27 protein-coding genes and 1 pseudogene are annotated in these 24,575 nt (G+C 63.4%); 16 read left to right on the top strand and 12 right to left on the bottom strand.

The window, feature by feature from the left end; translation table 11 throughout:
- Positions 1 to 29: 29 nt before the first annotated feature.
- A complete protein-coding gene (locus LB559_RS18805; RefSeq protein WP_013528482.1) occupies positions 30 to 743 on the top strand; it encodes a pyrimidine 5'-nucleotidase in 714 nt (237 codons plus the stop codon).
- Between the two features lie 83 nt (positions 744 to 826).
- Here LB559_RS18805 and LB559_RS18800 read toward each other — a convergent pair whose 3' ends face one another.
- Positions 827 to 1,672 (bottom strand): LOG family protein, encoded by an 846-nt coding sequence (locus tag LB559_RS18800; protein ID WP_013528481.1) that lies wholly within the window; start codon positions 1,670 to 1,672, stop codon positions 827 to 829.
- A gap of 142 nt (positions 1,673 to 1,814) precedes the next feature.
- On the opposite strand from LB559_RS18800, the gene dapD reads away from it, so the two are divergent.
- The 4 genes from dapD (at position 1,815) to LB559_RS18780 (ending at position 4,261) form a co-directional block, all read left to right on the top strand.
- Positions 1,815 to 2,669, top strand: a complete 855-nt coding sequence (gene dapD / locus LB559_RS18795; RefSeq protein WP_013528480.1) for a 2,3,4,5-tetrahydropyridine-2,6-dicarboxylate N-succinyltransferase — start codon at positions 1,815 to 1,817, stop codon at positions 2,667 to 2,669.
- 72 nt (positions 2,670 to 2,741) lie between these two features.
- The gene (locus tag LB559_RS18790) at positions 2,742 to 3,104 is read left to right on the top strand and encodes a DUF805 domain-containing protein (RefSeq protein ID WP_013528479.1); all 363 of its coding nucleotides are present in this window, start codon (positions 2,742 to 2,744) and stop codon (positions 3,102 to 3,104) included.
- Positions 3,097 to 3,474 (top strand): DUF805 domain-containing protein, encoded by a 378-nt coding sequence (locus LB559_RS18785; protein WP_024502086.1) that lies wholly within the window; start codon positions 3,097 to 3,099, stop codon positions 3,472 to 3,474. The genes LB559_RS18790 and LB559_RS18785 overlap by 8 nt, the downstream gene beginning before the upstream one ends.
- 13 nt (positions 3,475 to 3,487) lie before the next feature.
- Positions 3,488 to 4,261, top strand: a complete 774-nt coding sequence (locus tag LB559_RS18780) for a hypothetical protein (RefSeq protein WP_063169724.1) — start codon at positions 3,488 to 3,490, stop codon at positions 4,259 to 4,261.
- Here LB559_RS18780 and LB559_RS18775 read toward each other — a convergent pair.
- Positions 4,164 to 5,203 (bottom strand): annotated as a pseudogene (locus LB559_RS18775) (2-dehydropantoate 2-reductase). The gene LB559_RS18780 and the pseudogene LB559_RS18775 overlap by 98 nt on opposite strands.
- A 127-nt stretch (positions 5,204 to 5,330) precedes the next feature.
- On the opposite strand from LB559_RS18775, the gene dapE reads away from it, so the two are divergent.
- The gene (dapE, locus tag LB559_RS18770; protein ID WP_013528475.1) at positions 5,331 to 6,524 is read left to right on the top strand and encodes a succinyl-diaminopimelate desuccinylase; all 1,194 of its coding nucleotides are present in this window, start codon (positions 5,331 to 5,333) and stop codon (positions 6,522 to 6,524) included.
- A 5-nt stretch (positions 6,525 to 6,529) separates the two neighbouring features.
- On the top strand, positions 6,530 to 7,165 hold the full coding sequence (locus tag LB559_RS18765; protein WP_013528474.1) for a hypothetical protein: 636 nt from the start codon (positions 6,530 to 6,532) through the stop codon (positions 7,163 to 7,165).
- Here the strand turns inward: LB559_RS18765 and truA are convergent.
- The 5 genes from truA to def form a co-directional block, all read right to left on the bottom strand.
- Positions 7,132 to 7,902, bottom strand: a complete 771-nt coding sequence (gene truA, locus LB559_RS18760) for a tRNA pseudouridine(38-40) synthase TruA (RefSeq protein WP_013528473.1) — start codon at positions 7,900 to 7,902, stop codon at positions 7,132 to 7,134. The two genes, LB559_RS18765 and truA, sit on opposite strands and share 34 nt — an antisense overlap.
- Positions 7,903 to 8,023: 121 nt before the next feature.
- The gene (locus LB559_RS18755) at positions 8,024 to 8,530 is read right to left on the bottom strand and encodes a GNAT family N-acetyltransferase (RefSeq protein ID WP_013528472.1); all 507 of its coding nucleotides are present in this window, start codon (positions 8,528 to 8,530) and stop codon (positions 8,024 to 8,026) included.
- Complete coding sequence (gene fmt / locus LB559_RS18750; RefSeq protein ID WP_063170946.1) at positions 8,527 to 9,480, bottom strand: methionyl-tRNA formyltransferase; 954 nt, start codon at positions 9,478 to 9,480, stop codon at positions 8,527 to 8,529. The genes LB559_RS18755 and fmt overlap by 4 nt, the downstream gene beginning before the upstream one ends.
- A 77-nt stretch (positions 9,481 to 9,557) precedes the next feature.
- Positions 9,558 to 9,860 carry a plasmid stabilization protein gene (locus LB559_RS18745; RefSeq protein WP_224674706.1) on the bottom strand — a complete coding sequence of 101 codons (303 nt, stop codon included), beginning with the start codon at positions 9,858 to 9,860 and terminating at the stop codon, positions 9,558 to 9,560.
- A 47-nt stretch (positions 9,861 to 9,907) separates the two neighbouring features.
- Positions 9,908 to 10,438, bottom strand: coding sequence for a peptide deformylase (def, locus tag LB559_RS18740; RefSeq protein WP_064992801.1), 531 nt, complete (start codon positions 10,436 to 10,438; stop codon positions 9,908 to 9,910).
- Positions 10,439 to 10,541: 103 nt separating this feature from the next.
- On the opposite strand from def, the gene LB559_RS18735 reads away from it, so the two are divergent.
- On the top strand, positions 10,542 to 11,813 hold the full coding sequence (locus LB559_RS18735) for a DNA recombination protein RmuC (protein WP_224674705.1): 1,272 nt from the start codon (positions 10,542 to 10,544) through the stop codon (positions 11,811 to 11,813).
- Between the two features lie 20 nt (positions 11,814 to 11,833).
- Here LB559_RS18735 and LB559_RS18730 read toward each other — a convergent pair whose 3' ends face one another.
- The 3 genes from LB559_RS18730 to LB559_RS18720 form a co-directional block, all read right to left on the bottom strand.
- On the bottom strand, positions 11,834 to 12,238 hold the full coding sequence (locus tag LB559_RS18730) for a GFA family protein (protein WP_013528467.1): 405 nt from the start codon (positions 12,236 to 12,238) through the stop codon (positions 11,834 to 11,836).
- A gap of 61 nt (positions 12,239 to 12,299) precedes the next feature.
- Positions 12,300 to 13,265: a cation diffusion facilitator family transporter gene (locus LB559_RS18725; protein WP_013528466.1), complete on the bottom strand. Its 966-nt coding sequence runs from the start codon at positions 13,263 to 13,265 to the stop codon at positions 12,300 to 12,302.
- Positions 13,266 to 13,392: 127 nt separating this feature from the next.
- Entirely contained in the window at positions 13,393 to 14,202 is an 810-nt protein-coding gene (locus LB559_RS18720) for a transglutaminase-like domain-containing protein (protein WP_224674821.1), read from the bottom strand.
- A 312-nt stretch (positions 14,203 to 14,514) separates the two neighbouring features.
- Here LB559_RS18720 and LB559_RS32905 point away from each other — a divergent pair, with 312 nt between their 5' ends.
- On the top strand, positions 14,515 to 14,640 hold the full coding sequence (locus LB559_RS32905) for a hypothetical protein (protein WP_013528464.1): 126 nt from the start codon (positions 14,515 to 14,517) through the stop codon (positions 14,638 to 14,640).
- A 205-nt stretch (positions 14,641 to 14,845) separates the two neighbouring features.
- Positions 14,846 to 15,160 carry a quaternary ammonium compound efflux SMR transporter SugE gene (sugE, locus tag LB559_RS18715; protein ID WP_013528463.1) on the top strand — a complete coding sequence of 105 codons (315 nt, stop codon included), beginning with the start codon at positions 14,846 to 14,848 and terminating at the stop codon, positions 15,158 to 15,160.
- Between the two features lie 138 nt (positions 15,161 to 15,298).
- Here sugE and LB559_RS18710 read toward each other — a convergent pair whose 3' ends face one another.
- Positions 15,299 to 15,727, bottom strand: a complete 429-nt coding sequence (locus tag LB559_RS18710; RefSeq protein ID WP_013528462.1) for a DUF6481 family protein — start codon at positions 15,725 to 15,727, stop codon at positions 15,299 to 15,301.
- Positions 15,728 to 16,005: 278 nt separating this feature from the next.
- Between LB559_RS18710 and LB559_RS18705 the strand changes: the two genes are divergently transcribed.
- The 3 genes from LB559_RS18705 (at position 16,006) to LB559_RS18695 (ending at position 19,424) form a co-directional block, all read left to right on the top strand.
- The gene (locus LB559_RS18705) at positions 16,006 to 17,067 is read left to right on the top strand and encodes an LLM class flavin-dependent oxidoreductase (RefSeq protein ID WP_013528461.1); all 1,062 of its coding nucleotides are present in this window, start codon (positions 16,006 to 16,008) and stop codon (positions 17,065 to 17,067) included.
- Between the two features lie 117 nt (positions 17,068 to 17,184).
- Positions 17,185 to 18,354 carry an AI-2E family transporter gene (locus LB559_RS18700; RefSeq protein WP_024502077.1) on the top strand — a complete coding sequence of 390 codons (1,170 nt, stop codon included), beginning with the start codon at positions 17,185 to 17,187 and terminating at the stop codon, positions 18,352 to 18,354.
- A gap of 68 nt (positions 18,355 to 18,422) precedes the next feature.
- The gene (locus LB559_RS18695; RefSeq protein WP_224674704.1) at positions 18,423 to 19,424 is read left to right on the top strand and encodes an LLM class flavin-dependent oxidoreductase; all 1,002 of its coding nucleotides are present in this window, start codon (positions 18,423 to 18,425) and stop codon (positions 19,422 to 19,424) included.
- 31 nt (positions 19,425 to 19,455) lie between these two features.
- Here the strand turns inward: LB559_RS18695 and LB559_RS18690 are convergent, their stop codons facing one another.
- Complete coding sequence (locus LB559_RS18690) at positions 19,456 to 20,475, bottom strand: LacI family DNA-binding transcriptional regulator (protein ID WP_063170953.1); 1,020 nt, start codon at positions 20,473 to 20,475, stop codon at positions 19,456 to 19,458.
- Between the two features lie 220 nt (positions 20,476 to 20,695).
- Here LB559_RS18690 and LB559_RS18685 point away from each other — a divergent pair, with 220 nt between their 5' ends.
- Genes LB559_RS18685 through LB559_RS18675 form a run of 3 tightly spaced genes read left to right on the top strand, consistent with a single transcriptional unit; the run spans position 20,696 to position 24,557 of the window.
- A complete protein-coding gene (locus tag LB559_RS18685; RefSeq protein WP_224674703.1) occupies positions 20,696 to 22,279 on the top strand; it encodes a sugar ABC transporter ATP-binding protein in 1,584 nt (527 codons plus the stop codon).
- Positions 22,276 to 23,592, top strand: a complete 1,317-nt coding sequence (locus LB559_RS18680; RefSeq protein WP_224674702.1) for an ABC transporter permease — start codon at positions 22,276 to 22,278, stop codon at positions 23,590 to 23,592. The genes LB559_RS18685 and LB559_RS18680 overlap by 4 nt, the downstream gene beginning before the upstream one ends.
- The gene (locus LB559_RS18675; RefSeq protein WP_013528455.1) at positions 23,589 to 24,557 is read left to right on the top strand and encodes a substrate-binding domain-containing protein; all 969 of its coding nucleotides are present in this window, start codon (positions 23,589 to 23,591) and stop codon (positions 24,555 to 24,557) included. Before LB559_RS18680 ends, LB559_RS18675 begins: the two co-directional genes overlap by 4 nt.
- Positions 24,558 to 24,575 lie beyond the last annotated feature (18 nt).

Genomic DNA, 24,575 nt, shown 5'->3' with positions numbered 1-24,575 from the left:
GAATGCGCGTTTCATGCCATAAGGAGCCCATGACCACGCTCCCTGACCCCGCCCGCTTCGCCCATGTCACCGACTGGGTCTTCGATCTCGACAACACGCTCTATCCGCACCATTCGAATCTGTTCTCGCAGATCGACGTCAAGATGACCGCCTATGTCGGCGAACTGTTGGCATTGCCGCGCGACGATGCGCGCAAGTTGCAGAAGGAGCTCTACCGCGAATATGGCACGACGCTGAACGGCCTGATGACACGCCACGGCATCGACCCCGACGATTTCCTCGAGAAGGTCCACGACATCGACTATTCATGGCTGGTGCCCGATCCCGTTCTCGGCACCGCCATCCGCCAGCTTCCCGGCCGCAAGTTCATCTTCACCAACGGCGACCGCAGGCACGCCGAGCGCACCGCGCGCCAGCTCGGCATCCTCGACCATTTCGACGACATCTTCGACATCGTCGCTGCGGGGCTCAATCCCAAGCCGGCGCGCCAGACCTACGAGAAGTTCGCCGAACTCCACGCCGTCACCGGCCACAATGCGGTGATGTTCGAGGATCTTGCCCGTAACCTTTCGGTGCCGAAGTCGCTCGGCATGACCACGGTGCTGATCGTGCCGCGCAATTTCGAGCCGACCTTTTCCGAGATATGGGAGCGCGACCCGGCCAACGAGGATGATGTCGATTTCGTCACCGACGATCTGGCGGGGTTTCTGACGGCGATTGTGGAGAGGGGGGAGGGGAAATGAAGAAATGATGAATTGGGCATCGATCCGAATGCAGAGCCACAATCCCTTCATTCTTCAATTCTTCAATTCCCCGATCCCCAGCCCTACTCTCCTAACTTATAGAACCGGCTGATAATCCCCCACGCCTCATCCGCGGTGTCGACGAAGTCGATGATGTCCTGATCACCGGGGCTGATCGTGCCCTGCTCGGCGAGGAAATCGAGATCGATCGCCCGCTTCCAGAAGGATTTGCCGAACAGGATCACCGGCACGCGCTCCATGCGCCCTGTCTGGATCAGGGTCAGCGTCTCGAAGAATTCGTCCATCGTGCCGAAGCCGCCCGGAAACACCGCGACCGCCTTGGCGCGCATGACGAAATGCATCTTGCGGATAGCGAAATAATGGAAGTTGAAGCAGAGCTCCGGCGTCACATAGATGTTCGGCGCCTGCTCGTGCGGCAAGACGATGTTGAGGCCTATCGACGGCGCGCCGACATCGTCGGCGCCGCGGTTTCCCGCTTCCATCACGCCAGGCCCGCCGCCGGTCACCACGACATATTCGCGGTAATAGGAGGTAGCCGATTGCTGCGAGCAGAGGCGGGCGAATTTGCGCGCTTCCTCGTAGTATTTGCTGTTCTCTTCGAGGTTCTTCTTCTGCGTCTCGTTCTTGGCCGCCCAGGCCTCGCCGCCGGGTTCCGGCAGGCGCGCACCGCCGAACAGGATCACCGTCGAGCGGATGCCGCGTTCGGCTAGGATCATTTCCGGTTTCAGGAGTTCGAGTTGCAGCCTGACCGCGCGCAACTCGCGCCGCGTCATGAAGTCGGGATCGTTCCAGGCGAGCCGGTAGGTTTCGGCACGCGTCTGCGGCGTGTCAGGTACGCTCTTCGACCGCTCCAGATCCTCGTCCGAATGCGGCAGCGGCGTCCACCCCGCCTTTTCCATAGGAGTCATAACTACCCGTCCAATTCCCTTAACTGCGCCGTCCCGTGACGCACACGCGATTGACCCCCATTAAGCCTTAACATAGGGTCCGCGCGACTTTCAAAACAGGTTAAGGCTCAGCCCCTTAACAGCTTGGTAATGGAGCGAATTCATGTCGAAGCCCGATCTGGCGAGCCTCGAAAAGACCATCGAGAAGGCCTTCGAGGAACGCGATGCGATTTCGACTGCGACGCGCGGCGAAACGCGCGATGCCATCCAGTCGGCGCTTGACCTGCTCGACCGCGGCGCCGTCCGCGTCGCCGAGCGGCAGGCCGACGGCAAGTGGCATGTCAACCAGTGGCTGAAGAAGGCCGTGCTTTTGTCCTTCCGGCTCAACCCGATGGAGATCATCAAGGGTGGTCCCGGCGAAGCGACGTGGTGGGACAAGGTGCCGTCGAAGTTCGATGGCTGGGGCGCTGTCGATTTCGAAAAGGAGGGCTTTCGCGCCGTGCCGGGGTCGATCGTGCGTCGCTCGGCCTATATCGCGCCGGGCGCCGTGCTGATGCCGTCCTTCGTCAATGTCGGCGCCTATGTCGATACAGGCACCATGATCGACACCTGGGTCGGGGTAGGCTCCTGTGCCCAGATCGGCAAGAACGTGCATCTTTCCGGCGGCGTCGGCATCGGCGGCGTGCTGGAGCCGATGCAGGCAGGTCCGACCATCATCGAGGACAATTGCTTCATCGGCGCGCGCTCGGAAGTGGTCGAGGGCTGCATCGTGCGCGAAGGCTCGGTGCTCGGCATGGGCGTCTTCATCGGCCAGTCGACCAAGATCGTCGACCGCGCCACCGGCGAGATTTTCTACGGCGAAGTGCCGCCGAATTCCGTCGTCGTCGCCGGAGCGATGCCGGGCAAGCCCTTTCCGAACGGCGAGCCGGGTCCGAGCCTCTACTGCGCCGTCATCGTCAAGCGCGTCGACGCCAAAACCAGGTCCAAGACCTCGATCAACGAATTGCTGCGCGATTGATCTTTGCGCAAAGCGGGCGCACCTTCCGCCGGCGCGACAATCGGTCGCGCGGGTTCATCATGGAGGGGTGACATGGACTGGAAGTATCTGCTCACAAGTTTTGACGGTCGCATCAACCGTGGCAAGTTCTGGGCCGCGATTGGCGTTTTCATCGTCATTGGCATCGTTGCCTTTATTCTCGATGCGATCCTCGGTACACGCATCACCACGGCCAGTGGCGCCCAGATCGGCATCATCGGCATTCTCATCGCTCTGGCCTCGATCTATTTCGCACTCGCAGTCTACGCCAAGCGCTGGCATGATCGCGGCAAGTCGGGCTGGTGGAGCCTGATCATGCTGGTGCCATTGATCGGCCCGATCTGGTTTCTGGTGGAATGCGGCATTCTCGAAGGCGCCAGGGGCGCCAATCAATATGGACCGGACCCGCTTGCCTGACAGATCAGATCTCACCTGGCTTTTCTTCAAAACCTCGGGCCGCGTCAGTCGCGCGGCCTATTTTCTTGGCGGGTTGCTCGTCGCCATCATCCAGGCCTTCCCGCTCTACCGCTTCACGCTGGTGCCGGAAGGTTCGGCCGAGAGCAACATGTGGTCGTTCATCTTCTTCGTCGCCTTCATCGCCTCGCTGTGGTCGAACATTGCCCTGGCGGTCAAGCGGCTGCACGATTTGGACAAGCCGGGCATTGCGGCGCTGATCTTGTTCGTGCCGGTGGTCTCGATCGTGGCCTTCCTTGTGTTGTGCCTGTTTCCGGGGCAGCCTGGACCCAACCGCTACGGCCGGCGCACCAACGAGCCAGCACAACCCTGAGGTTCGATCGGACATGCGCTACCGTACGCTTGATCCGAAACTGATCATCGAGACCGCAGAACGGCTGGAGACGCGCGTTGCGGAGCGTTTCCCCGATGCCGGCCTGCGCGGCGTTGCCGCCGAACTGGTCTCGCTGTCGCGCGACCTGGCACAGGGCGCCAAGGCCCTGGAAGCGCCGATCTGGTGGCTGCGCGGCCTCATCGTCGCCGCTGTCGTTGCCGGCGCACTGATGTTCATCTTCGTCGGCACCGTCCTGCCATTCGACCGCATTTCCAAACCGGGTGATGCCGTCCAGTCGGTGCAAGGCATCGAAGCTTCGCTCAACATGTTCATCCTCGCCATTGTCGGATTTCTCGCCTTGATCCGCTCCGAGGAGCGCATCAAGCGCAAGCAGGTCTTTCGCCAGCTGCATGGCCTGCGCTCGCTGATCCACGTCATCGACATGCACCAGCTGACCAAGGATCCGGCGGCGCTGTCGGCCGATTTCAAGCCGACGTCGCATTCGCCCGCCCGCATCACCAATGCCGCCGACCTGGCGCGTTACCTCGACTATTGCTCCGAAATGCTGTCGATCACCGGCAAGATCGCCGCATTGTTCGCGCAGTCGGTCAATGACGACGTGGTCATCGACGGCGTCAACGACATCGAGAACCTGGCGTCCAACCTGTCGCGGAAAATCTGGCAGAAGATCACGTTGATCGACGGCCGGCCGGTGCAACAATCTGCTCCGGCGCCAGGCCCGGCGAGCCAAGCCGCTCCGCTTCCGCCGCGCGCACCAAGGCGATGATCCGCTGAACCGTCGGCACGGGCGTGCCGGCCTTCCCCGCCAGCCGCAAGATGGCACCTTGCAAGTCGTCGATCTCCGTCGGCCGGCCGCGCTGAAGATCGTCCCACATCGACGAGCGCGCCTGCGGGTCGATCGCCAGCATGCGCCGCGCCAAGAGCTTGAACAGCCAGTCCGGCAGCCTGAGCACCTTCGGCAGCAGCGCCGGCCGCAGGCCGGCGATCCGCGCCGGCTCGATGCCGGACGCTTTCAGCGCCGTCAGCGCCTCGTCGATCTGGCCGGCCAGGATCAGCCGCCAGCGTCGGTCGGCCAGTTCGGTTGCCAGCGGCAGGCCGGAAAGCGCCACCAGCGCGTTGTTCAGATTCATCAGCAGCTTACCCCACAGCACCGCCTTCATGTCGCCATGCGCTTCAACCGCAAACCCTTCGACGCCAAGCAGGCCGACCAGGCCGGCATCGCCATCCTCGACCATCACCTTGCCGTCGCTGGCGCGGTGCACGCGCAGCGGCAGCTCGCCGTCGGCGACTGCACCACATTGAACGGCACCATGCCGGCCAGCACCGTTCGCCGGCCAAGTCCGGCACGCAGCCTGTCGGCATTGTCGACACCGTTCTGCAGGCTGATCACCACGGCGTCGGGCCGGGCATGAGCTTTGATAAGATCCGCCATGTCCTGAGTGGCGCCGCTCTTGACCGTGACCAGGATCACGTCCGCCTGCGGCAGGGTGGCGGCCGGATCGGTGGTGACGGCAAGCGCCTCCGGCTTGATCGAGCGATCGCGGCCCTGGAGGTCGCTGACCCGCAATCCACCCTGCCGCAACGCTGCCTCGATGCGCGGCCGGGCCAGCAGAATGACCTTTCGGCCGGCCAGCGCCAGGCAGCCGCCGGCATAGCAGCCGATGCTGCCGGCACCGGCTATGACGATCCGTTTGTCCTTGTCTGCCATCCTGTCGCCCGCGCCGGGTCGCAACTATACGACATGAAAACCATAATATCGGCGGTATCGCCAGCCATGAGGCTGGCCCCTATGTCTGGCCGTGACAGGCCCTGCGCTTTCGACTATCGCTTTTGCCATGACGCTGCCGACCGATCCTGCCGAAAACCTCGCCGCCCTTATCCGTTGCGCTTCGGTGACGCCCGCTGAGGGCGGTGCGCTGACCGCGCTGGAGACGATGCTCAAACCGCTCGGCTTCCTGGTCGATCGGCCGGTGTTTTCCGAAGACGGCACGCCCGATATCGAAAACCTCTATGCAAGGCGTTCCGGCAATGGCCCGCATCTGATGTTCGCCGGCCACACCGACGTGGTGCCGGTCGGCGACGAAGCCGCCTGGACGCATCCGCCCTTCGCCGCCGAGATCGCCAATGGCGAGATGTATGGCCGCGGCGCCGTCGACATGAAGGGCGGCATCGCCTGTTTCATCGCCGCCGTGGCGCGCCATGTCGAGGCCAATGGCGGTCCGAAAGGCTCGGTCTCGCTGCTGATCACCGGCGACGAGGAAGGCCCCGCGATCAACGGCACGGTCAAGCTGCTCGAATGGGCGGCTTCCAGGGGCGAGAAATGGGATGCCTCTGTCGTCGGCGAGCCGACCAACCCGGATGCGCTGGGCGACATGATCAAGATCGGCCGCCGCGGCTCGATGTCCGGCGCCGTCACCGTCAATGGCCGCCAGGGCCATGTCGCCTATCCCTTGCTTGCCGACAATCCGGTGCGCGGGCTGATGAGCCTGGTCGATGCCTTGCTGCATCCGGTTTTCGACAAGGGAACCAGGGATTTCCAGCCGACCAATCTGGAGATCACCTCCATCGATGTGGGCAACCCGGCCACCAATGTCATCCCGGCCAAAGCGACCGCGACCTTCAACATCCGCTTCAACGACACCTGGACGGACGAGACCCTGCAGGCCGAAATCCACAACCGGCTCGACCAGGCGGCCAGGCGCAAGAAGTACCGGCAGGGCAAGAAGACGCCGGTCGACTACGAGCTCGTCTGGCGCGACCGGCCGAGCCATGTCTTCCTGACCCGTGACGACAGGCTGATCGAAACGCTGCGCGGCTCGATCAAGTCGGCGGTCGGCAAGGAGCCGACGCTGTCGACCTCCGGTGGAACCTCCGATGCGCGTTTCATCAAGGACTATTGCCCGGTGGTCGAGTTCGGGCTGGTCGGCAAGACCATGCACATGGTCGACGAGCGCGTCGCCATTGCCGACCTCGAGACGCTGACGCAAATCTACCAGCGCTTCATAGAAGACTGGTTCGGACAGGGCTGAACAGCATGCTTTCGGCGGACGAAACCCAAGCTTCGCTGACGGGCGCCTGGCGATTGATGCTCGGCAGAGCCGACGGCCTGCGCCTGCTCGACCTGTCGGCCGACGGCTTCTGGAATTCCTTCTTCGCCATTGTCGTTGCAGCACCGGCGCTGATCGTCGGCTGGGTCGGCATCGCCAACGAAATCGGCGATCCCGACGCCTTCGCGGGGCGCTTCAGCATGCTGGTGCGCCTGGCGACGGTCGACATCGGCTCCTGGGTGCTGCCGCTGGTTGCGCTCGCTTTCATCGCGCCGCGCGCCGGCATAGGCGGCCGCTTCGTCCACTACGTCGTTGCCAGCAACTGGGCTTCGGCCATCACCGCCTGGCTGATGCTGCCTTCGGCGCTGATCCGGCTTTTCCTGTCGTCCGCAAGCCAGGTTTCGAGCCTTGTGTCGCTGTTCCTCTTTGCCCTTTCTATGGTGCTGACCTGGCGCATGACAAATGCCACGATGGGCAGGGGCGCAGCGGTCGGCACGGCCGTTTTCGTCGGCATGTTCATTGCGTCGCTGCTGGTGCTGTTCGGCCTGCAGACGTTGCTCGGCATCACCGTCCCGGACGATGTCGGAGTTCAGAGCCTTTCCGGGCTCGTCTCGACCGGATAATCGACACCGGTGAGAAACAGCCCGTCGGGCGGCGCCACCTGGCCGCAGGCGGCGCGGTCGCGCGCCTCGAGCGCTGTTTTCAGGTCGGCCGCGCTCCAGCCGCCGTCGCCGACACGCTTGAGCGAGCCGACCATCGAACGCACCTGGTTGTGCAGGAACGAGCGCGCCGAAGCCCTGACCTCGATCATGTCGCCTTGTCGGCTCACATCGAGCCGTTCCAGCGTCCTGATCGGGCTGTTGGCCTGGCACTGGGTCGAGCGGAAGGTGGTAAAGTCATGCCGTCCAAGCAGGACCTTTGCCGCTTCGTGCATGGCGCCGGCGTCGAGCCGCTTCGGCACCCACCACACCTTGCCCTTGTCGAGCGCGGCCGGCGCGCGGCGGTTCAGGATGCGGTAGAGATAGTGGCGGCCAATGGCCGAGAAGCGGGCGTCGAAACTGTCGGAGACCACCGTCGCTTTCAGGATGGCGATGCGCGCCCCGGCCGCCTGCAGATGGGCGTTGACGGCATCGCGCACCTTGTCGCTCGGCCACGCCTTGACGAGGTCGACATGCGCCACCTGCGCGGTCGCATGCACGCCGGCATCGGTGCGGCCGGCGGCGCGCAGCCTGATCGCTTCGCCGCAGAATTTTTCGATCGCCTGCTCGATCGCCTGCTGCACCGAAGGCTGATCCGCCTGGTGCTGCCAGCCGGCAAACAGGCTGCCGTCATACTCGATGTCGAGGCGAAAACGCGGCATTTGCGGCTAGAGCTCTCGCCTCGAGCAATTCCAGGAAAAGTGTGAAACGGTTTTCCGTTCGGAATTGCGTTAAAACAAAGAGGAGTGCAGTTCGCCGTTTCCGTGAAAACGGCTGACTGTTCTACGCGGCGAGAGCGGTGAAGGCGGAGGCGTAGACCAGCCTGCCTGCTTCTGGCGCGTCACCCCAGGCCAGCGCCTGCAGCGCTTCGCCCTGGTATTCGCTTTCGAAGTTCTCGGCACGCGTGTGGCTATAGCCGAAACGCCCGTAATAGGTGGGGTCGCCCAGCACCACGGCCAGCGTCTCACCACCATCCTTGAGGCGTATATGCGCCTCGCGGATCAGCGCGCCGCCAATGCCGCTGCCATGGAACGAGGGCTCCACCGCCAGCGGCGCCAGCGCTACGGCCGCGAAGGTCTTGCCGCCATTCTGGACGAACAGCCGCGAAAACAGGATATGGCCGACCACCTGGCCGTCCTCTTCCGCAACCAGCTCGGCAACCGCGTCGCCGCCGGTCACCAGCGCGTCGACCAGACCGGCCTCCGCCTGCTGGCCGAAAGCGTGTTCCTCGACGAGGCGGATGGCCTCGCGATCCCGCGGCGTTGCCGCGCGTATCGACATCATGCTCATGAGAATTTCAGTCCTTTTTCGATCTTGGCCCCGCGCAGGAATTCCGACGCGGCAGCGGGCTTTCCGCCCGCCCGTTGAACTTCGACCAGCCTGATCGCGCCTGCCCCGCAGGCGACCGTCAGCCGGTCATCGAGAATTCCTCCCGACTCGCCCAAATCTTCCGAAGGCGACAGGCCTTGCGACAGCGTCGAGCGAAGCAGTTTCAGCCGCTCCTGGCGGCCGCCAATTCCTATCTCCGACCAGGCGCCTGGAAAGGGCGACAGGCCACGAATATGATTGTGGACCTCACTTGCCGAGCGAGTCCAGTCCACGCGAGTCTCGGATTTATCGATTTTCTTGGCGTAGGTCACCCCATCCACAGCTTGTGTGGTGAATGTCAGGGTGTTCCCTTCCAACCGCGCCAGCGCTTCCACCATCAAGGCAGCACCGACACTCATCAACCGATCATGCAGATCGCCGGCTGTCATATCGGGTTCGATGGCGCACTTTTCAACCAGCCCGACCGGACCGGTGTCCAGGCCCTCTTCCATGCGCATCACCATCATGCCGCTTTCCAGGTCTCCGGCCATGATGGCGCGCTGGATGGGGGCGGCGCCGCGCCAGCGCGGCAGAAGCGACGCATGGCCGTTGACGCAGCCGAGCCGGGTTGCCTCCAGAACCGCCTTCGGCAGCAGCAGTCCATAGGCGACGACCACCGCCACATCGGCCTGCAAGGCGCGAAAAGCGGCCTGTTCGGCCTCGCCTTTGAGCGAAACCGGCGTCCGCACCTCGATGCCCAGTCGCTCCGCCTCGCGCTGCACCGGCGACGGCGTCAGCTCCAGCCCGCGTCGTCCGGCAGCGCGCGGCGGCTGGGTATAGACGACTGATATCTCATGGCCAGCCTCGGCGATCGCGCGCAAGGTCGGCACCGAAAACTCCGGCGTACCCATGAAGATGACGCGAAGGGGCATTTTTTCTTCCGGTATCCTGTCTTCTTGCTCGCGCAGTGTGCCGGCTCAGGCATCCGCTTCAAACGGGTTTACGAGCTTCAGGTCAAGGCCGTCGAAGTCGCGGGATGACCGTCGCGCCATCTTTCCGCTTCGATCTTCTCCATGATTTCCGCGTATTCATCGCCAATTGCGCTTTCAGATACGAAAGCCGAGCGAATTGCAGCCCACGCCGAGAGGCTCGACTCCTCTCGGGCCGGCCTCTCCGCAACTATGCCTTTGCGCAGAAGGCCGATGGCCTTGTCCGAGACGCTCTGGCCGACCTCGCGCGCCGCCAGTTCGATCTCGCGCTTCAAAGGCTCAGGAATGTCCCTGATCAGCATGTCGACCGTCGGCATCTCCATTTGGTGGCAATCCTGCCGACAATAGGCCTGGAGGGGACTCCCGTACCTTATCCCGCGAGCTTGCCCGGCGCCTTGTCCCTGGCGAGCTTCTTGAATTTCTTTACCACCATGTCGCGCTTCAGCTTCGAGATGTGATCGATGAACAGGACGCCATTGAGGTGGTCGATCTCGTGTTGCAGGCAGGTCGCCATCAACCCCTCGGCCTCTATCTCCTGCAATTTGCCGTCGCGGTCGAGATATTTGACCCGCACGGCGGCGGGGCGTTCGACCTCGGCGTAATAATCCGGGATCGACAGGCAGCCTTCCTCATAGACGGAGCGCGCATCGGCGCTCTCCAGGATTTCCGGATTGATGAAGACATGCGGCGCCGGCGTCTCGTCTTCCTTGGCGAGATCGATCACCAGCAAGCGCAGCGGCTCGCCGATCTGGATTGCCGCCAGCCCGATGCCCGGCGCATCATACATGGTCGCCAGCATGTCGTCGGCTAATTTGCGCAAAGGCGCGTCGACACGCTCTACGGGCTTGGAAACCTGGCGCAGGATGGGGTCGGGAAGGATGATGAGCGGCTTGATCGGCATGGCGTTCCACCTAAGACCTCCAGCGAAACGCGTCAACCGGTTGGCATCAGGCGCGTTCACGTTTTGATCTGTGCTATCGCGGCGAATCGTCTATGCTGTCCACATGAATAATTTGAGCACCATCCTTTCGGAGCCTGTCGCCCGGCTTGGCGCCACAACGATCACGCTCGGCCATGCGCTGGCCTTCGGCGTTTTGCTGTTTCTGGCCCTGTTCGTGGCGCTGGTCATTGCGTTGTGGCGGTCGGCCAAGGCGCGCGCCGTGGCGGCCGCGGAAGCCGCCGATCATGCCCGCGATGCGGAAGTGCGGATGGCCGGCATTCTGCAAAGCCAGGCCGAAATGCAGGGCCGCATGGGCGCCATTGCGGAAGTGTTCGGCGCACGGCAGGCGGAGCTGACGCAATCGATCGGCCAGCGCCTCGACGCCATGACCGGCCGGCTCGGCCAGACCATGACCGAGCAGACCAAATCCACGCATGAGAGCCTGGCCAAATTGCAGGAACGGCTGGCGATCATCGACGTCGCGCAAGGCAACATCCAGTCGCTCGCCGGCCAGGTCGTGCAATTGCAGGCGATCCTCTCGAACAAGCAGACGCGCGGCGCGTTCGGCCAGTCGCGCATGGAGGCGATCGTTGCCGACGGCCTGCCGCACGGCGCCTATGAGTTCCAGGCGACGCTGTCGAACGGCAGCCGGCCCGACTGCCTGGTGAAGATGCCGAATGGCGCGCCGTCGCTGGCCATCGATGCAAAATTTCCGCTGGAAGCCTGGAACGCCATCCGCGCCGCCGATGGCGCCGATCTGCAGAAGGCAGCTTCGCAGGCCTTCCGCCGCGACATCGAGATCCATGTCCGCGATATCTCGGAAAAATACCTGATCCAGGGCGAGACGCAGGACACTGCCTTCATGTTCGTGCCGTCGGAATCGGTGTTCGCCGAGATCCACGAGAATTTCGAGGCGATCGTGCACAAGGCGCACCGTGCGCGCGTCGTCATCGTCTCGCCGTCGCTGCTGATGCTGTCGATCCAGGTCATCCAGGCGATCCTCAAGGATGCCCGCATGCGCGAACAGGCGCACCTGATCCAGGGCGAGGTCATCCGGCTGATGGAGGATGTTGCGCGTGTCGATGAGCGGGTGCGCAAGCTGCAGGTGCATTTCGGCCAGTCGGCCAAGGACATCGACGACATACTGGTTTCGACGTCGAAGGTCACCAAGCGCGGCCAGAAGATCGAGGCGCTGGAATTCGGCGCGCAGCCCGACGGCGATGCCGCCGTAGACGCCGCGTCACGGGGTCCCGCCGCCAAGGTCGATACCGGCGCGCGCGTTGCCGATTCGAAAACCGGGCAGCTCAGGCTGAGGGTCGTCGAAGGCGACGATTGAGGCGCGGTGCCGGACCGGTGCTACTGCTCCTCCAACGTGGTCATGCCCTGAAATTCAGGCAGCCAGTGCAGCGCCGAGCGGTGCCATTTCTGCTGTGTCGGGATCAAATCCTGGCGCTGCCGCGCGGTCCCCACGCGAATTCCATAGACCTTCGGACCATCTCCGACAGACGTGGCGTAAAGATGCGAACCGCAGTCGGCGCAAAAGGCCTGGGTGCGCTTGGCGCCGCTCGCCACGATCTTGATGTAGATTTTCGGCGTGCCCTTGGTGATGCGATAGTTGCTTTCCGGCGCCGGAACCGTAAGGCGAAAAGCCGTGCCAGTCAGTTGCTGGCAATCCGTGCAGTGGCAGATCGTGGTCTTTTCCGGATCGACCTCCGCCTCGTAGGTGATGGCGCCACAATGACAGCCGCCGTCTATTCTCATCTTCGTTCCTCCAAAGCCCCTTCAATCTAGCGGCGCAAGGCCGTGAGGCAATGGCACGGTTTTAGTCCAGGGCAGGATCGGATGCGGAATCGATCAGCCTGCGTCGCTGCTCCCAGGTGCCTGACGTCTGCGGCTTGACGAACAGCCGTGTGATCTCCGGCATTTCCTTCTTCAACTGCGCCTCCAGGCGCTCGACGCAAGCTTCGATCTCGGGCGCCGTCAAATGGTCCTCGAACTCGATGCTGAGCCCGGCGACGATCTCTGTCGGCCCCATATGGACGGTCAGGACGCCGTTCGCCCGCTGCACCGCCGGATCCTGCTGGGCGATCGCCAGCACTTTCATCTGCACCTCGGGCGACGCCGGCTCGCCGATCAGCAGGCCCTTGCTTTCGCGGGCCAGGAAGATCGCGGTCGCGCCAAGGATCAGTCCGATGCCGATCGAGGCGGCGCCGTCGAGCTCCGGCATCTCCAGCAGTTCCGCTGCCAATATGCCGGCGAAAGCGACGATCAGGCCGAGAAGTGCCGCACTGTCCTCGAACAGCACGGTGTAGACGCTCGGATCCTTGCTCGACTGCACGGCCTGCAGCCAGCCTTGCCTGCCCTTCTGCCGGCGAAACTCCTTCAGCGCCACCCACCACGAACTGCCTTCGAACAGGAAGGAAAGGCCCAGAACAATATAGTTGACCTTGGCGTTGGCGACCGGCTCCGGCGCCATGATATGGACCACGCCTTCGTAGAACGACACGCCGGCGCCCAGCGCGAAGACGAGGAGCGCGACGATGAAGCTCCAGAAGTAGAGTTCGCGGCCGTGGCCGAGCGGATGCGTGCGATCGGCCGGGCGAGCGGCGCGGTGCATGCCGTAGAGCAGCAGGCCGCCATTGCCGGTATCGACCAGCGAATGGACGCCCTCCGACAGCATCGCCGAACTGCCGGTAAAGGCGGCGGCGGCGAACTTGGTCAGCGCGATGGCGAGATTGCCGGCGAGCGCCGCGTAGATCACCTTTTTTGAGCCGCCGTGCCCGGCCATGGCATTTGCCCCCGTTCAAGGCGCAGTCTAGCGGCTAGGCCGCTAAAGCTCCACAGGCATCACACCGCGCGAATGTCGGGTCGTCCACGGCAGCGGCCATGAGAGATCGGTCTATGGAAAACGGCGACTACTCGATGATCTCGCTGGTCCACACCTTGAAGCCGGCAAGCGTTCCCGGGCCGAAAATATGGGTCAGCGGCACGTCGGCGGCGTCGCGGCCGGAGGCGATCAGGATGCGGCCGATGCGCGGTGCATTGTTGCGCGGGTCGAAGACATGCCAGCGGCCGCCGAGATAGACTTCCACCCAGGCGCAGAAATCCATGCTTGCCCATGGCTTCGGCATACCGATGTCACTGATGTAGCCGGTGCAATAGCGTGTTGGGATGTTGAGCGCCCGGCAGAAGGTGACGGCGAGATGCGCGTAGTCGCGGCACACGCCGCTCCGTTCACGATAGGCTTCCGCCGCGGTGCGCGTCGGCCGTGCATTGCCGTAGTTGAAGACGATGTGGTTGTGGACGAAGTCGCAGACCGCCTGCACGCGCGGAATACCCAGCGGCGTGTTGCCGAACAGCCGCCACGCCTCGTCAGCCAGAAGGTCGCTTTCGCAAAAACGGCTGGGCAGCAGGAACAGCAATGTGTCCGCCGGCAGGTCGCGCACCTCGTGCTGCCAGGCCATCAGGTCGCCCATCTCGAAGGTGCCGGGGTCGCGGATCACCGCGTCGGTGCCGAAGGTGAAGCGCCCGGGCGGCGCGACAAGCCGGTTGCACCAATTGCCGAAACTGTCGCGATAGCTTTCGATCGGCACCGGTGGATTGGAGATCAGGAAATCCGGCCGCTCGAGATCGGAGGCCCGCGAATAGTGCACATTCAGCATCGCGATGAGCGGCGTTTCCTGCGGAAAGTCGAAGCTCATCTCGCAGCCGATGTGGATTCGCATTGTCGTCCTGACGGCCTGCCTGACGATCACCCGGCGAAGCTCGGGTCGATGCTGCAGTGCGAAAATGACCATGGCACGGACCGCCATCGTTTACGAGCAAATTAGAGCAATTCCAGGAAAAGTGTGAAGCGGTTTTCCGTCCGGAATTGCGTCAAAACAAAGAGTTAGAGCAATTCACTGTTTCCGCGAAACGGTGAATTGCTCTAGAAACCGGTTGAAAGCGATCCGCTGTCGGCGGCAACAGTCGCTAACCCCTTGCGGTCGGGCGGTTCTCTTGTTTCACTTGGCTTCTCACATCAGGAGGAACGAATCATGGCTAAAGGTGCGATGAAGGCAGGCAAGGAAGCCCGCAAGCCGAAGAAGGACGCCAAGAAGCCCGCTCCGGCTCCGGCGCTGAAGGCGCCGCCGGTCAAGGCGATGAAGCTCAAGGACAAGTAGGTTCGGCGATCCACTTCGCAATAAGATTACGGCCGGCGACACTTGTTGCCGGTCGCTGTTGCTCGAGCGCCCGAAATTCTTATATTGGCGTGGCGGGGACGACCTCGCGCTTCCCCAAATCCGGACGGGACGACCCGCCATTGTTTGACTGATCGTCGGGCGCCGAAATACCTTTCGGGTCCGATGCTCTGATGGAGCGTTGTCGATGTCGTGGATTCTTCTCTTTTTCGCTGGCTTGTTCGAGATCGGCTGGGCAATCGGCCTCAAATACACCGATGGCTTCTCGAAGCTGGTGCCGACCGTGCTGACCGTTGCCTCGATGGTCGTCAGCCTCACTCTGCTCGGCCTGGCGCTGAAGGCGCTGCCCGTCGGCACCGCCTATGCGGTGTGGACCGGCATCGGCACCGTCGGTACGGCACTGCTCGGCATCTGGCTGCTCGGCGAACCGGCCACCGCGATCAGGCTGGCCTGCATCGCGCTCATCGTCTGCGGCATCATGGGGCTGAAGTTCGCCGCCTGACGGTAACGCTTAGGTCTCTTGGTTTGCGCATGTCGTCCTCCCAGAGCCGGGACCAGGGCGACATGCATGGGACAAACACGTTCAGGGCCGCTGCGAGGCGACCCTGATTCTCGAAGCAGATTGCTCCGTAGCCGAGAGCTAGCGGGCGGAGAAGCCCGGAGGCGTCCTGCCGGTACGCTGCTTGCGTGCCGCATAACGCGCGTCACGCTTGGCCTTGCGTTCGGCTTCGTCGGCCAGAAGACGGGCGATGCGCTCGTTCTCTTCGGATTCCCGAATCTTGGCCTCGGCCTGTGCAGCTTCCTCGGCGGCGATACGTGCCGCTTCGGCTGCTGCCTCGCGCTCGGCCTTCTCGACCGCTTCGCGTGCCAGCTTCTCCTGCTTCAGCCGGGCCTTTTCGGCCTCGCGGATTTCGCGGGCCGCAAGGATAGCCTTGCGTTCAGCCTGCCGCGCCAGCACTGCGGGATCATCCGCCGCCGGCTTTGCCTTGAAGCGCTCGAGGAGCGCCTTCTTTGCCTCGTTTGCGGCATTGCGCCGCTCGAAAACGTCTTTTTCCCTGTAGATAGCCAAGTCCACTTCCCTGAAGTCAATTCGCGACGCTTACATACGCGCGAAAACCGAGAGTTCAAGCGCCAAAACGGCATGGCAGCCATGAAATTGTCGGCTGTTGCACTCGGGAGACGCCTTTGGAGCAATTCCAGGAAAAGTGTGAAGCGGTTTTCCGTCCGGAATGGCGACGAAGAGATAGAGCCGAAACCGACATGCACTGTTCACCGGCCGCCCCACTGGCGGCGCGGCTGAGGCGTCGCTACGTCTAACCCGAAAAACCAACACCAGGATGATATCAAATGGAACTCGGTCTCTACACATTCGCCGACGTCAGCCCGCAGCCGGGCCCCGGTGCCATCGGCCCGCATGAGCGGCTGCGCAACCTGATCGAGGAGATCGAGCTGGCCGACCAGGTCGGCCTCGACGTCTTCGGCCTCGGCGAGCATCACCGGCCCGACTATGCCGCCTCCGCACCGGTCGTGGCCCTGGCCGCGGCGGCCGAGCGTTCGAAGCGCATCAAGCTGACCAGCGCGGTCACCGTTCTGTCTTCCGATGACCCGGTGCGCGTTTTCCAGCAATTTGCCACGCTCGATCTTCTGTCGGGCGGCCGCGCCGAGATCATGGCCGGGCGCGGCTCGTTCATCGAATCCTTCCCGCTGTTCGGTTTCAACCTCGAGGATTATGACGAGCTGTTCGCCGAAAAACTGGATCTGCTGCTTGCCATCCGCGACAGCGTGAAGGTCACCTGGTCGGGCAATCTGCGTGCGCCGATCAACGATCGCGGCGTTTATCCCCGGCCCTTCCAGGACAGGCTACCGGTCTGGATCGCCATTGGCGGCACGCCGCAGTCTGCCGCCCGCGCTGGCGCGCTCGGCCTGCCGCTGGCGCTCGCCATCATTGGCGGCGAGCCGGCGCGTTTCGCGCCGCTGTTCGATCTCTACCGCGAAGCCGCCAAGCGCGCCGGCAGTGATCCGGCGGGCCTCGCCACCAGCATCAACGTGCACGGCTTCATCGCCGAGACGACCGAGCAGGCGGCGGACGATTTCTACGGCCCGCAGGCGGAGGTGATGAACCGCATCGGCCGCGAGCGCGGCTGGGGTCCGACATCGCGGGCGCATTTCGACCAGTCGCGCGGCCCCACAGGCGCCCTGTTCGTCGGCAGTCCCGAGCAAGTGGCTGAAAAGATCGTCGCCCAGCATAAGATCTTCGGCAATGACCGCTTCCTGCTGCAGATGGCGATCGGCACCATGCCGCATGCCAAGATCATGAAGGCGATCGAACTCTACGGCACCAGGGTGGCGCCGATCGTTCGCAAGGAAACAGCCAAGCCCGCCACAGCCGTCACGTCGCCGGCAGCCTGACCCGGAGCCGGCGCGAGCGGCCTCAATCCCGAAGCCGGCTCATGGAACCCTCGCCCGTAACTCTGCGTTTCATGGAGGCGATTGCCGTGCGAAGGGGCACCGGCTTGAGGGGTGACCATGAAAACCGAACCCACAGCCTGGGGTCAGGACGTTTCCGATGAACCGGATTCGCGCGTCGCGGCTCGCGCCGACACGCGTCTGATGCGCTCGTTGCTGATCGGCATCTTTCTCTTCATGGCCATCTACGCGCTCTATTTCGCCCGCGCCTTTTTCATGCCAGTGCTTCTGGCTTTCCTGCTGGCGCTGACGCTGACGCCGATCGTCCGGCTGCTGCGCAAGCACGGTATCCCGGAAGTGATCTCGGCAACCCTTCTGGTGCTGTTGTCCCTTTGTGTGTTCGCCACCGCCGGCTATCTGCTCAGTGGCCCGATCATCGATCTTATCAACAACACCTCGTCGATCGGCCAGAAGCTCACCGAACGGTTGGCGCAATTGCGACAGCCGCTCGAGAAGATCATGCAGATTTCGCATCAGATCGAACAACTGACCGAGACCTCGCAGGAGTCGGGTATTCAGAAGGTGGCGGTAGCGCAGTCCGGCATCCTGTCGGCGGCCGCCAGCAACATCCTGTCGGCGGGAACAGGCCTCACTATCATCTTCGTGCTGTCGCTGTTCCTGCTCGCCTCCGGCACGATGTTTTATGAAAAGATCATCCAGTCCTTCGCCAGCCTCAGCGAAAAGAAGCGGGCGCTGCGCGTCGTCTATGACGTCGAACGCGAAATCTCGCACTATCTGCTCACCGTCACGATCATCAATGCCGGCCTCGGCACGGTCATCGCTCTCGGTCTTTGGGCGCTCGGCGTGCCCAATCCGCTGGTCTGGGGCGTTGCTGCCGCCCTGCTCAATTTCCTGCCCTATGTCGGAGCACTGATCACCATCGTGCTTGTCACGGTCATGGCGTTGATCAGCTTCGATACCATCTTCTACGCGCTTCTGGCGCCCGCCTTCGTGATCTTGTGCGACATCGTCGAAGGCCAGTTCGTGACGCCGATGGTGGTCGGCAGGCGCCTCGAGATCAACGCCGTGGCGATCTTCATCGCCATCGCCTTCTGGTCATGGCTGTGGGGTTTCGTCGGCGCCCTGATGGCGGTGCCGCTGCTGGTCGTCATCAAGGTGTTCTGCGATCATTTCGATGGGCTCAGCCATGTCGGCAATTTTCTCGCCGCGCAGCACGCGGTTGTCGTCGAGGAGGACGACATCGCCGACTCCGAAGCTGTCAAAGGCTGATCAATATTTTTGAATTTGCGGCGTCGCCGGATGCTTCCTACATGCGGTCCTGACACAGGATCCCACCCATGACCGCTCTTTCCGTTCTCGACCTGTCGCCGATCGTCGAAGGCAGCGATGCCTCGCAGTCGCTGGCCAACTCGCTCGATCTTGCCCGCCATGCCGAGCGCCTGGGCTACAAGCGTTTCTGGCTGGCTGAGCATCACAACATGCCGGGTATTGCCAGTGCCGCCACAGCCGTCGTCATTGCCCATGTCGCGGGCGGCACCAAGACCATTCGTGTCGGCGCCGGCGGCATCATGCTGCCCAACCATTCGCCGCTGGTGATTGCCGAGCAGTTCGGCACGCTGGCCGCATTGCATCCGGGCCGCATCGATCTCGGCATCGGCCGGGCGCCCGGCACCGACATGGGTACCGCCCGCGCCTTGCGCCGCAATCTAGAGGCCGGGGTCGACAATTTCCCGCAGGATGTCGTCGAGCTGATGGGCTATTTCCAGCCGGCCGAGGAAGGCCAACGCATCCGTGCCGTGCCCGGCGAAGGCCAGGGCGTGCCGGTCTGGATCCTCGGCTCCAGCCTCTACGGCGCGCAGCTTGCCGCCATGCTCGGCCTGCCCTATGCCTTCGCCTCGCATTTCGCGCCGGCGGATCTGGATCACGCGCTGGATGTCTACCGCTCGCGCTTCAAACCCTCCGAGCAGCTCGACAAACCGCATGTCATGCTTGGCCTCAACGTCTTTGCCGCGCCCACCGATGCCGAGGCTCGTTTGCTGTTCACCTCGCTGCAACAGGCTTTCGTCAATCTGCGCACCGGCCGGGCCGGACGGCTGCCGCCACCTGTCGAGAACTATGACCGCGATCTCGATCCGATGGCAAAGACCATGCTGGGCCAGGCATTGTCCTGCGCCGTCGTAGGCTCCCCGGAAACGGTGCGGCAAGGCATCGATGCCTTCGTGCGCCGCACCGGCGCCGACGAGCTGATGGTCACCGCGCAGATTTTTGATCATGCGGCGCGGGTACGGTCGTTCGAGATCCTGGCCGAGGCGCACAAATCGCTGTCGCAGGCGGCCTGACAAGTCCTGATAGGACTATACGGGCGAAAGACTACGCGCTCACGCTCTGCGCCTTCACCCCCAGCGGGCGACAGGAATTGCGGATCATCAGCCGACCCTTGAGCAAAAGCTTGCGCGGCGGCGCGTCCCTGTTGCCGGCGAGACGGTCGAGAAGCAGATTGGCCGCTTGTTCGCCGATCGCCTGCACCGGCTGCGCCACCGTGGTCAGCTGCGGCTGAAACACGTCTGACCATGGAAAGTCGTCGAAGCAGGCAACTGAAATGTCTTCCGGGCAGGACAGGCCGATGTCGCGGATCGCCTTCATGGTGCCGATCACCATCGGGTTGTTGGCCGAGAAGATCGCGCTTGGCCGATCGTGCGAGGACAGCATCTGCATGGTCGCATTGTAGCCGTCGATCTCGTGGAAATTGCCGAAGCGGATCAGCTCCTCCGCGATCGGCAAGCCGGCGGCGTGAAGCGCCTCGCGATATCCCGCCATGCGGTCATGCATCGGCGAAATGTCCGACGTGCCGGTGATGTAACCGATGCGCCGGTGGCCGAGATTGATCAGATAGGTGATGGCGTCGAACACCGCGCGCTGGTTGTCCAGCACCACGGCATCGGTGTCGACGCCTTTGCAGATACGATCGAGCAGCACCACCGGCACGTTGGCGTCGTCGACGATCCGCTTGAGGATCGCGCCGTCGCCGACGCGCGCCACGATCAGCCCGTCGACCATGCGGTCGAGCAGCAGCTTGATCTGATCGTCCTGGGTATTCAAATCCTCGTCCGTGCAGCACAGCATGACGGCATAGCCGGCCCGGTCGAAGGCCTGCTGGATGACCGAGACGACATCGGTGAAGAATGGGTTGGTGATGTGCGGCACGGTCAGTCCGATCGTGCGGGTCGTGCCCATCTTCAGGCTGCGGGCGATCGCGTTGCGCTTGTAGCCGATATCGCGGATCGCCTGTTCGATGCGCTGGCTAAGCTCCGGACTGACCGTCGCCGTGCCATTGATCAGCGCCGAAACGGTGGCGACAGACACACGTGCCGCTTCAGCCACATGAAGCATGGTGGGCGCGGTGGATTTCCGGTGCTTTTTTTGCCCTGATGCTGTCATTTTCGAAACGTTTCGCCACCCTTGCCGGCCAATACGTACGGAATCCTGTCCTTTTTTGCAAGAATCGAAATGCAGTAAACATGCGGCACCTCATATCAGCTTGACATGATCGAAACGTTTAGATTAGCGTTTGCGGGAAGTTGACGAGGACGGAAGGGAGGCCGCCATTGTCATGCGAGAGAGCAGTTCCCTTTCCCCGCAGCACGGCGCTGCCGATCGGTCGGACACCGTTCTGAGCGCCGAGCATATTTCCAAGAGCTTCGGCGGCATCGCCGCCCTGGTCGATGTCGGCTTCGAGCTGCGGCGCGGCGAGGTTCATGCCTTGATGGGCGAGAACGGCGCCGGCAAGTCGACGCTGATGAAGATCCTCTCCGGCGTCTACACCGGCTATGAAGGCACGGTCAGCGTCGATGGCCACCCTGTCAATTTCGCTGGCGTACGCGACGCCGAGGATGCCGGCATTGCCATCATTCATCAGGAGCTCAACCTGGTGCCCGAACTCAGCGTCGCCGACAACATCTTCCTTGGCCGCGAGAAGCTGATCGCCGGGCTGATTGTCGACCGCAAGGCAAGCAGCCGCGCGGCGGGCGCTTTGTTGCAGCGGCTCGGCATCGAGCTCGATCCGCAAGCCCGCGTCGGTGCCCTGCGTGTCGGCGAGCAGCAGCTGGTCGAGATCGCCAAGGCGCTGTCGATGTCGGCACGCATCCTGATCATGGACGAGCCGACCTCGGCGCTGTCGCCGGCCGAATGCCAGCGGCTGTTCCGCATCATCCGCCAGCTTGCCGAGAGCGGTGTCGCCATCGTCTACATCTCGCACCGCATCGACGAGGTCATGCATCTGGCCAGCCGCGTCACCGTGTTTCGCGACGGGCGCCATGTACTGACCGAGCCGATGGCCAGGCTGGACGAAGATGCGATCATTTCGGCGATGGTCGGACGCAACCTGCTCGCTTCCTCCCAGGAAGAGCGCCACTCCGGCGGCAACATTGTGCTTTCGGTCGAAAACCTGTCGCTGTCGAAGCCCGATGCGCATGGCTGGCGCACGGTGATCGACGGCGTTGGCTTCGATCTTGCCGCCGGAGAGATCCTCGGCATTGGCGGGCTGCTGGGTTCGGGCCGAACCGAGATCCTGGAAGCGATCTTCGGCTCGAGCGATGGCCGCACCGGTGGCGAAATCCAGGTCGACGGCTGGCCTGTGGATATCCGTTCGCCCCGCGACGCAAGGCGGCTGGGCATTGCACTGGTCACCGAGGACCGCAAGACGCAAGGCCTGCATCTGCAGGCTTCGATCGCAGACAATGTCGCGCTGCCGCTGGTCGGGTCGCTGTCCCGCTTCGGCATCCGCTCGCTGGCCTCCGAGCAGGGGCTGGCGCGGCAGGCGGTCAAGGCGCTCGGCATCCGCTGCCGGGACATCGACCAGCCCGCCGGCACGCTGTCCGGCGGCAACCAGCAGAAGGTCGTCATCGGAAAGTGGCTGGCGACCAGGCCGAGGGTGCTTTTGCTGGACGAGCCGACGCGCGGCATCGATGTCGGCGCCAAGCGCGAGATCTACGACCTGATCTTCAAGCTGGCGCACGACGGCCTTGCCATCGCCGTGATCAGTTCGGAACTGCCTGAGCTTTTGCATCTCTCCGACCGCATCCTGGTGATGGCCGATGGCCGCCAGACAGGCATTCTTTCCCGCGACGCGGCAAGCGAGGAGGCCATCATGCGCCTTGCCGCTCCGCGCCGGACCATATCGAGACCAGCCGCATGACTGCCCTGAAACTCCTGTCCCGTACCAAGCTCTATTGGGGCCTGATCGCCATCTTCCTCATCGGCGTGCTGGGCTCGCCGATGAGTTCGAAGGGCAACAACATCTTCCTCTCCTACGGCAACCTGCTCGACGTGCTGCGCCAGGTCTCGACCACCGGGCTGATCGCCACCGGCATGACGGCTGTCATCATCACCGGCGGCATCGATCTCTCCGTCGGCTCGCTGATGGCCATCTGCTCGGTGGTCTGTGCCATGCTGCTGACGGTCCCAGGCGTGACGCCGGGCGTCGTGCTGGGCGTGCCGACCGTCGCGCTGGTGGCGCTTTGCCTCGGTTTCGTCGTCACCCGCTTCATCTTCCAGAACCTGGCAAAGTCCCGTGCCGGCGCCGATCTCGTCCGCGAGATCAGGCTGGACGGGATTCGCGGCCTGATCACGCCCGCCGTCGTCGGCGTGGTCTTGTGCTGCCTGTCGCTGTGGTTTCTGCTGCCGCAGATCGAGCCGAAATTCGGCGTGGTCGGCGTGCTGCTGGTGGCGCCGTGCGTTGGTTTGCTGTTCGGCGCGCTCAACGGCTTCATCATCGTTGCCGGACGGCTGCAGCCCTTCATCGTCACCCTGGCGATGATGGTGACGGCGCTCGGCATCGCACGGCTGACCGCCGGCCAGAACAATGCGGTGCTGCCGGTCTATACCGGCTCCAACGCCACCGCCGATTTCGAGATCCTGCGCTCGCTGGTGTTCGGCATCATCCCGATGCCGGGCCTGTTCTTCCTCGGCGCCATCGTGATCTACGGCGCGGTGCTGCGCTTCACGCCGTTCGGCCGCTATGTCTATGCCATCGGCGGCAACGAGGAGGCGGCGCGCCTCTCCGGCATCGCCGCCGGCCGCGTCAAGATCGCCACCTATGCCGTCTCCGGGCTGCTCGCCGGCATTGCCGCCGTGCTCTATGTTGCGCAGTACCGGCAAGGCAAGCCGGATGCCGGCGCCGGGCTGGAGCTCGACGCCATTGCCGCTGTGGTCATAGGCGGCACCAGCCTGATGGGCGGGCGCGGCAGCCTCATCGGCACGTTCTGCGGCGTGCTGATCTTCGGTCTGCTCTCCAACATCCTGCAGCTCCACAACATCAATTCGAACCTTCAGCTGGTGCTGAAGGGGATGATCATCATCGGCACCGTGCTCGTGCAGGAGCGCAATGCCGGTGATCTCCTGGCCTATCTGCGCCTGCCCGGCGGGCAATCGGCGCACAAGGAAACGGCCGCGGCAAAGCGGCCGTCGCAAGAGACACCGTCTCTCAATCTCGGAGGAAACAAAAAATGAAACGACGTGACATGCTGAAGCTTGCCGCCGTGACCGCGGCACTGCTGACCACCACCGCGCTGCTGACCACTGGCAACGCTTACGCTCAGGACAAGAAGTGGAAGATCGGCTTCTCCCAAGTGACGACCATCGAGCCCTGGCGCGCGCAGTTCAACAAGGACATCCTGGCCGAAGCCGCCAAGCACCCCGAGGTCGAGCTGATCATCACCGACGGCGAGGACAAGACCGAAAAGCAGGTCGCCGATGTCGAGAACCTGATCCGCCAGGAGGTCGATGCGCTGTTGGTGTCACCGAAGGAATCGGCCGGCCTGACCGGCGTCGTGCAGCAGGCGATCGACGCCAAGATCCCGGTCTTCGTGCTCGACCGCAATGTCGACACCAAGGACTACACGCAGTTCGTCGGCGGCGACAACGCGCTGATCGGCCGCGCGGCCGGCGAATATGCCGTCGAACTGCTGGGCGGCAAGGGCAAGGCTGCAGGCAATGTCGTCGAGATCTGGGGCGGCATGGGCACCCAGCCGGCGCATGACCGCCATGACGGCTTTCACGAATTCACCGACAAGGAGCCGGGCATCAAATATCTGCTTGACCAGCAATCGGGCGACTGGAAGCAGGACCAGGCCTACAATCTGATGGCCAACGCGCTGAAGAGCAACGAGAAGATCGATCTCGTCTACGGGCACAACGACCCGATGGCCTATGGCGCCTATCTCGCCGCCAAGGATGTCGGCCGCGAGAAGGACATCAAGTTCATTGGTATCGACGGCCTGCCCAATGAAGGCGTGCAGATGGTGAACAAGGGCGAGCTGACGGCGACCTTCACCTATGTCACTCCCGGTGCCGAAGGCCTGCGCCAGGCGATCAAGTTCCTCAACGGCGAGAAAGTCGAAAAGACCATTACCCTACCAACCGAGAAGATCACCAAGGAAAACGCCGCCCAGGTGCTGAAGGACAACGGCCTCTGAGGCAAACTTCCTGCCGGG

This window comes from Mesorhizobium sp. BR1-1-3 (assembly GCF_020165455.1).
Classification (GTDB): Bacteria; Pseudomonadota; Alphaproteobacteria; order Rhizobiales; family Rhizobiaceae; genus Mesorhizobium; species Mesorhizobium ciceri.
Note: the sequence above shows the minus strand (reverse complement) of the source record. Positions and strands in the feature narration are given on the sequence as shown.

Excerpts from the sequence above, each read along its gene's own strand:
- LB559_RS18805 (WP_013528482.1), top strand. The coding sequence starts at position 30 with ATGACCACGCTCCCTGACCCCGCCCGCTTCGCCCATGTCACCGACTGG.
- LB559_RS18800 (WP_013528481.1), bottom strand. The coding sequence starts at position 1,672 with ATGACTCCTATGGAAAAGGCGGGGTGGACGCCGCTGCCGCATTCGGAC.
- dapD (WP_013528480.1), top strand. The coding sequence starts at position 1,815 with ATGTCGAAGCCCGATCTGGCGAGCCTCGAAAAGACCATCGAGAAGGCC.
- LB559_RS18790 (WP_013528479.1), top strand. The coding sequence starts at position 2,742 with ATGGACTGGAAGTATCTGCTCACAAGTTTTGACGGTCGCATCAACCGT.
- LB559_RS18780 (WP_063169724.1), top strand. The coding sequence starts at position 3,488 with ATGCGCTACCGTACGCTTGATCCGAAACTGATCATCGAGACCGCAGAA.
- dapE (WP_013528475.1), top strand. The coding sequence starts at position 5,331 with ATGACGCTGCCGACCGATCCTGCCGAAAACCTCGCCGCCCTTATCCGT.
- LB559_RS18765 (WP_013528474.1), top strand. The coding sequence starts at position 6,530 with ATGCTTTCGGCGGACGAAACCCAAGCTTCGCTGACGGGCGCCTGGCGA.
- truA (WP_013528473.1), bottom strand. The coding sequence starts at position 7,902 with ATGCCGCGTTTTCGCCTCGACATCGAGTATGACGGCAGCCTGTTTGCC.
- LB559_RS18755 (WP_013528472.1), bottom strand. The coding sequence starts at position 8,530 with ATGAGCATGATGTCGATACGCGCGGCAACGCCGCGGGATCGCGAGGCC.
- fmt (WP_063170946.1), bottom strand. The coding sequence starts at position 9,480 with ATGCCCCTTCGCGTCATCTTCATGGGTACGCCGGAGTTTTCGGTGCCG.
- LB559_RS18745 (WP_224674706.1), bottom strand. The coding sequence starts at position 9,860 with ATGGAGATGCCGACGGTCGACATGCTGATCAGGGACATTCCTGAGCCT.
- def (WP_064992801.1), bottom strand. The coding sequence starts at position 10,438 with ATGCCGATCAAGCCGCTCATCATCCTTCCCGACCCCATCCTGCGCCAG.
- LB559_RS18735 (WP_224674705.1), top strand. The coding sequence starts at position 10,542 with ATGAATAATTTGAGCACCATCCTTTCGGAGCCTGTCGCCCGGCTTGGC.
- LB559_RS18730 (WP_013528467.1), bottom strand. The coding sequence starts at position 12,238 with ATGAGAATAGACGGCGGCTGTCATTGTGGCGCCATCACCTACGAGGCG.
- LB559_RS18725 (WP_013528466.1), bottom strand. The coding sequence starts at position 13,265 with ATGGCCGGGCACGGCGGCTCAAAAAAGGTGATCTACGCGGCGCTCGCC.
- LB559_RS18720 (WP_224674821.1), bottom strand. The coding sequence starts at position 14,202 with ATGCGAATCCACATCGGCTGCGAGATGAGCTTCGACTTTCCGCAGGAA.
- LB559_RS32905 (WP_013528464.1), top strand. The coding sequence starts at position 14,515 with ATGGCTAAAGGTGCGATGAAGGCAGGCAAGGAAGCCCGCAAGCCGAAG.
- sugE (WP_013528463.1), top strand. The coding sequence starts at position 14,846 with ATGTCGTGGATTCTTCTCTTTTTCGCTGGCTTGTTCGAGATCGGCTGG.
- LB559_RS18705 (WP_013528461.1), top strand. The coding sequence starts at position 16,006 with ATGGAACTCGGTCTCTACACATTCGCCGACGTCAGCCCGCAGCCGGGC.
- LB559_RS18700 (WP_024502077.1), top strand. The coding sequence starts at position 17,185 with ATGAAAACCGAACCCACAGCCTGGGGTCAGGACGTTTCCGATGAACCG.
- LB559_RS18695 (WP_224674704.1), top strand. The coding sequence starts at position 18,423 with ATGACCGCTCTTTCCGTTCTCGACCTGTCGCCGATCGTCGAAGGCAGC.
- LB559_RS18690 (WP_063170953.1), bottom strand. The coding sequence starts at position 20,475 with ATGCTTCATGTGGCTGAAGCGGCACGTGTGTCTGTCGCCACCGTTTCG.
- LB559_RS18685 (WP_224674703.1), top strand. The coding sequence starts at position 20,696 with ATGCGAGAGAGCAGTTCCCTTTCCCCGCAGCACGGCGCTGCCGATCGG.
- LB559_RS18680 (WP_224674702.1), top strand. The coding sequence starts at position 22,276 with ATGACTGCCCTGAAACTCCTGTCCCGTACCAAGCTCTATTGGGGCCTG.
- LB559_RS18675 (WP_013528455.1), top strand. The coding sequence starts at position 23,589 with ATGAAACGACGTGACATGCTGAAGCTTGCCGCCGTGACCGCGGCACTG.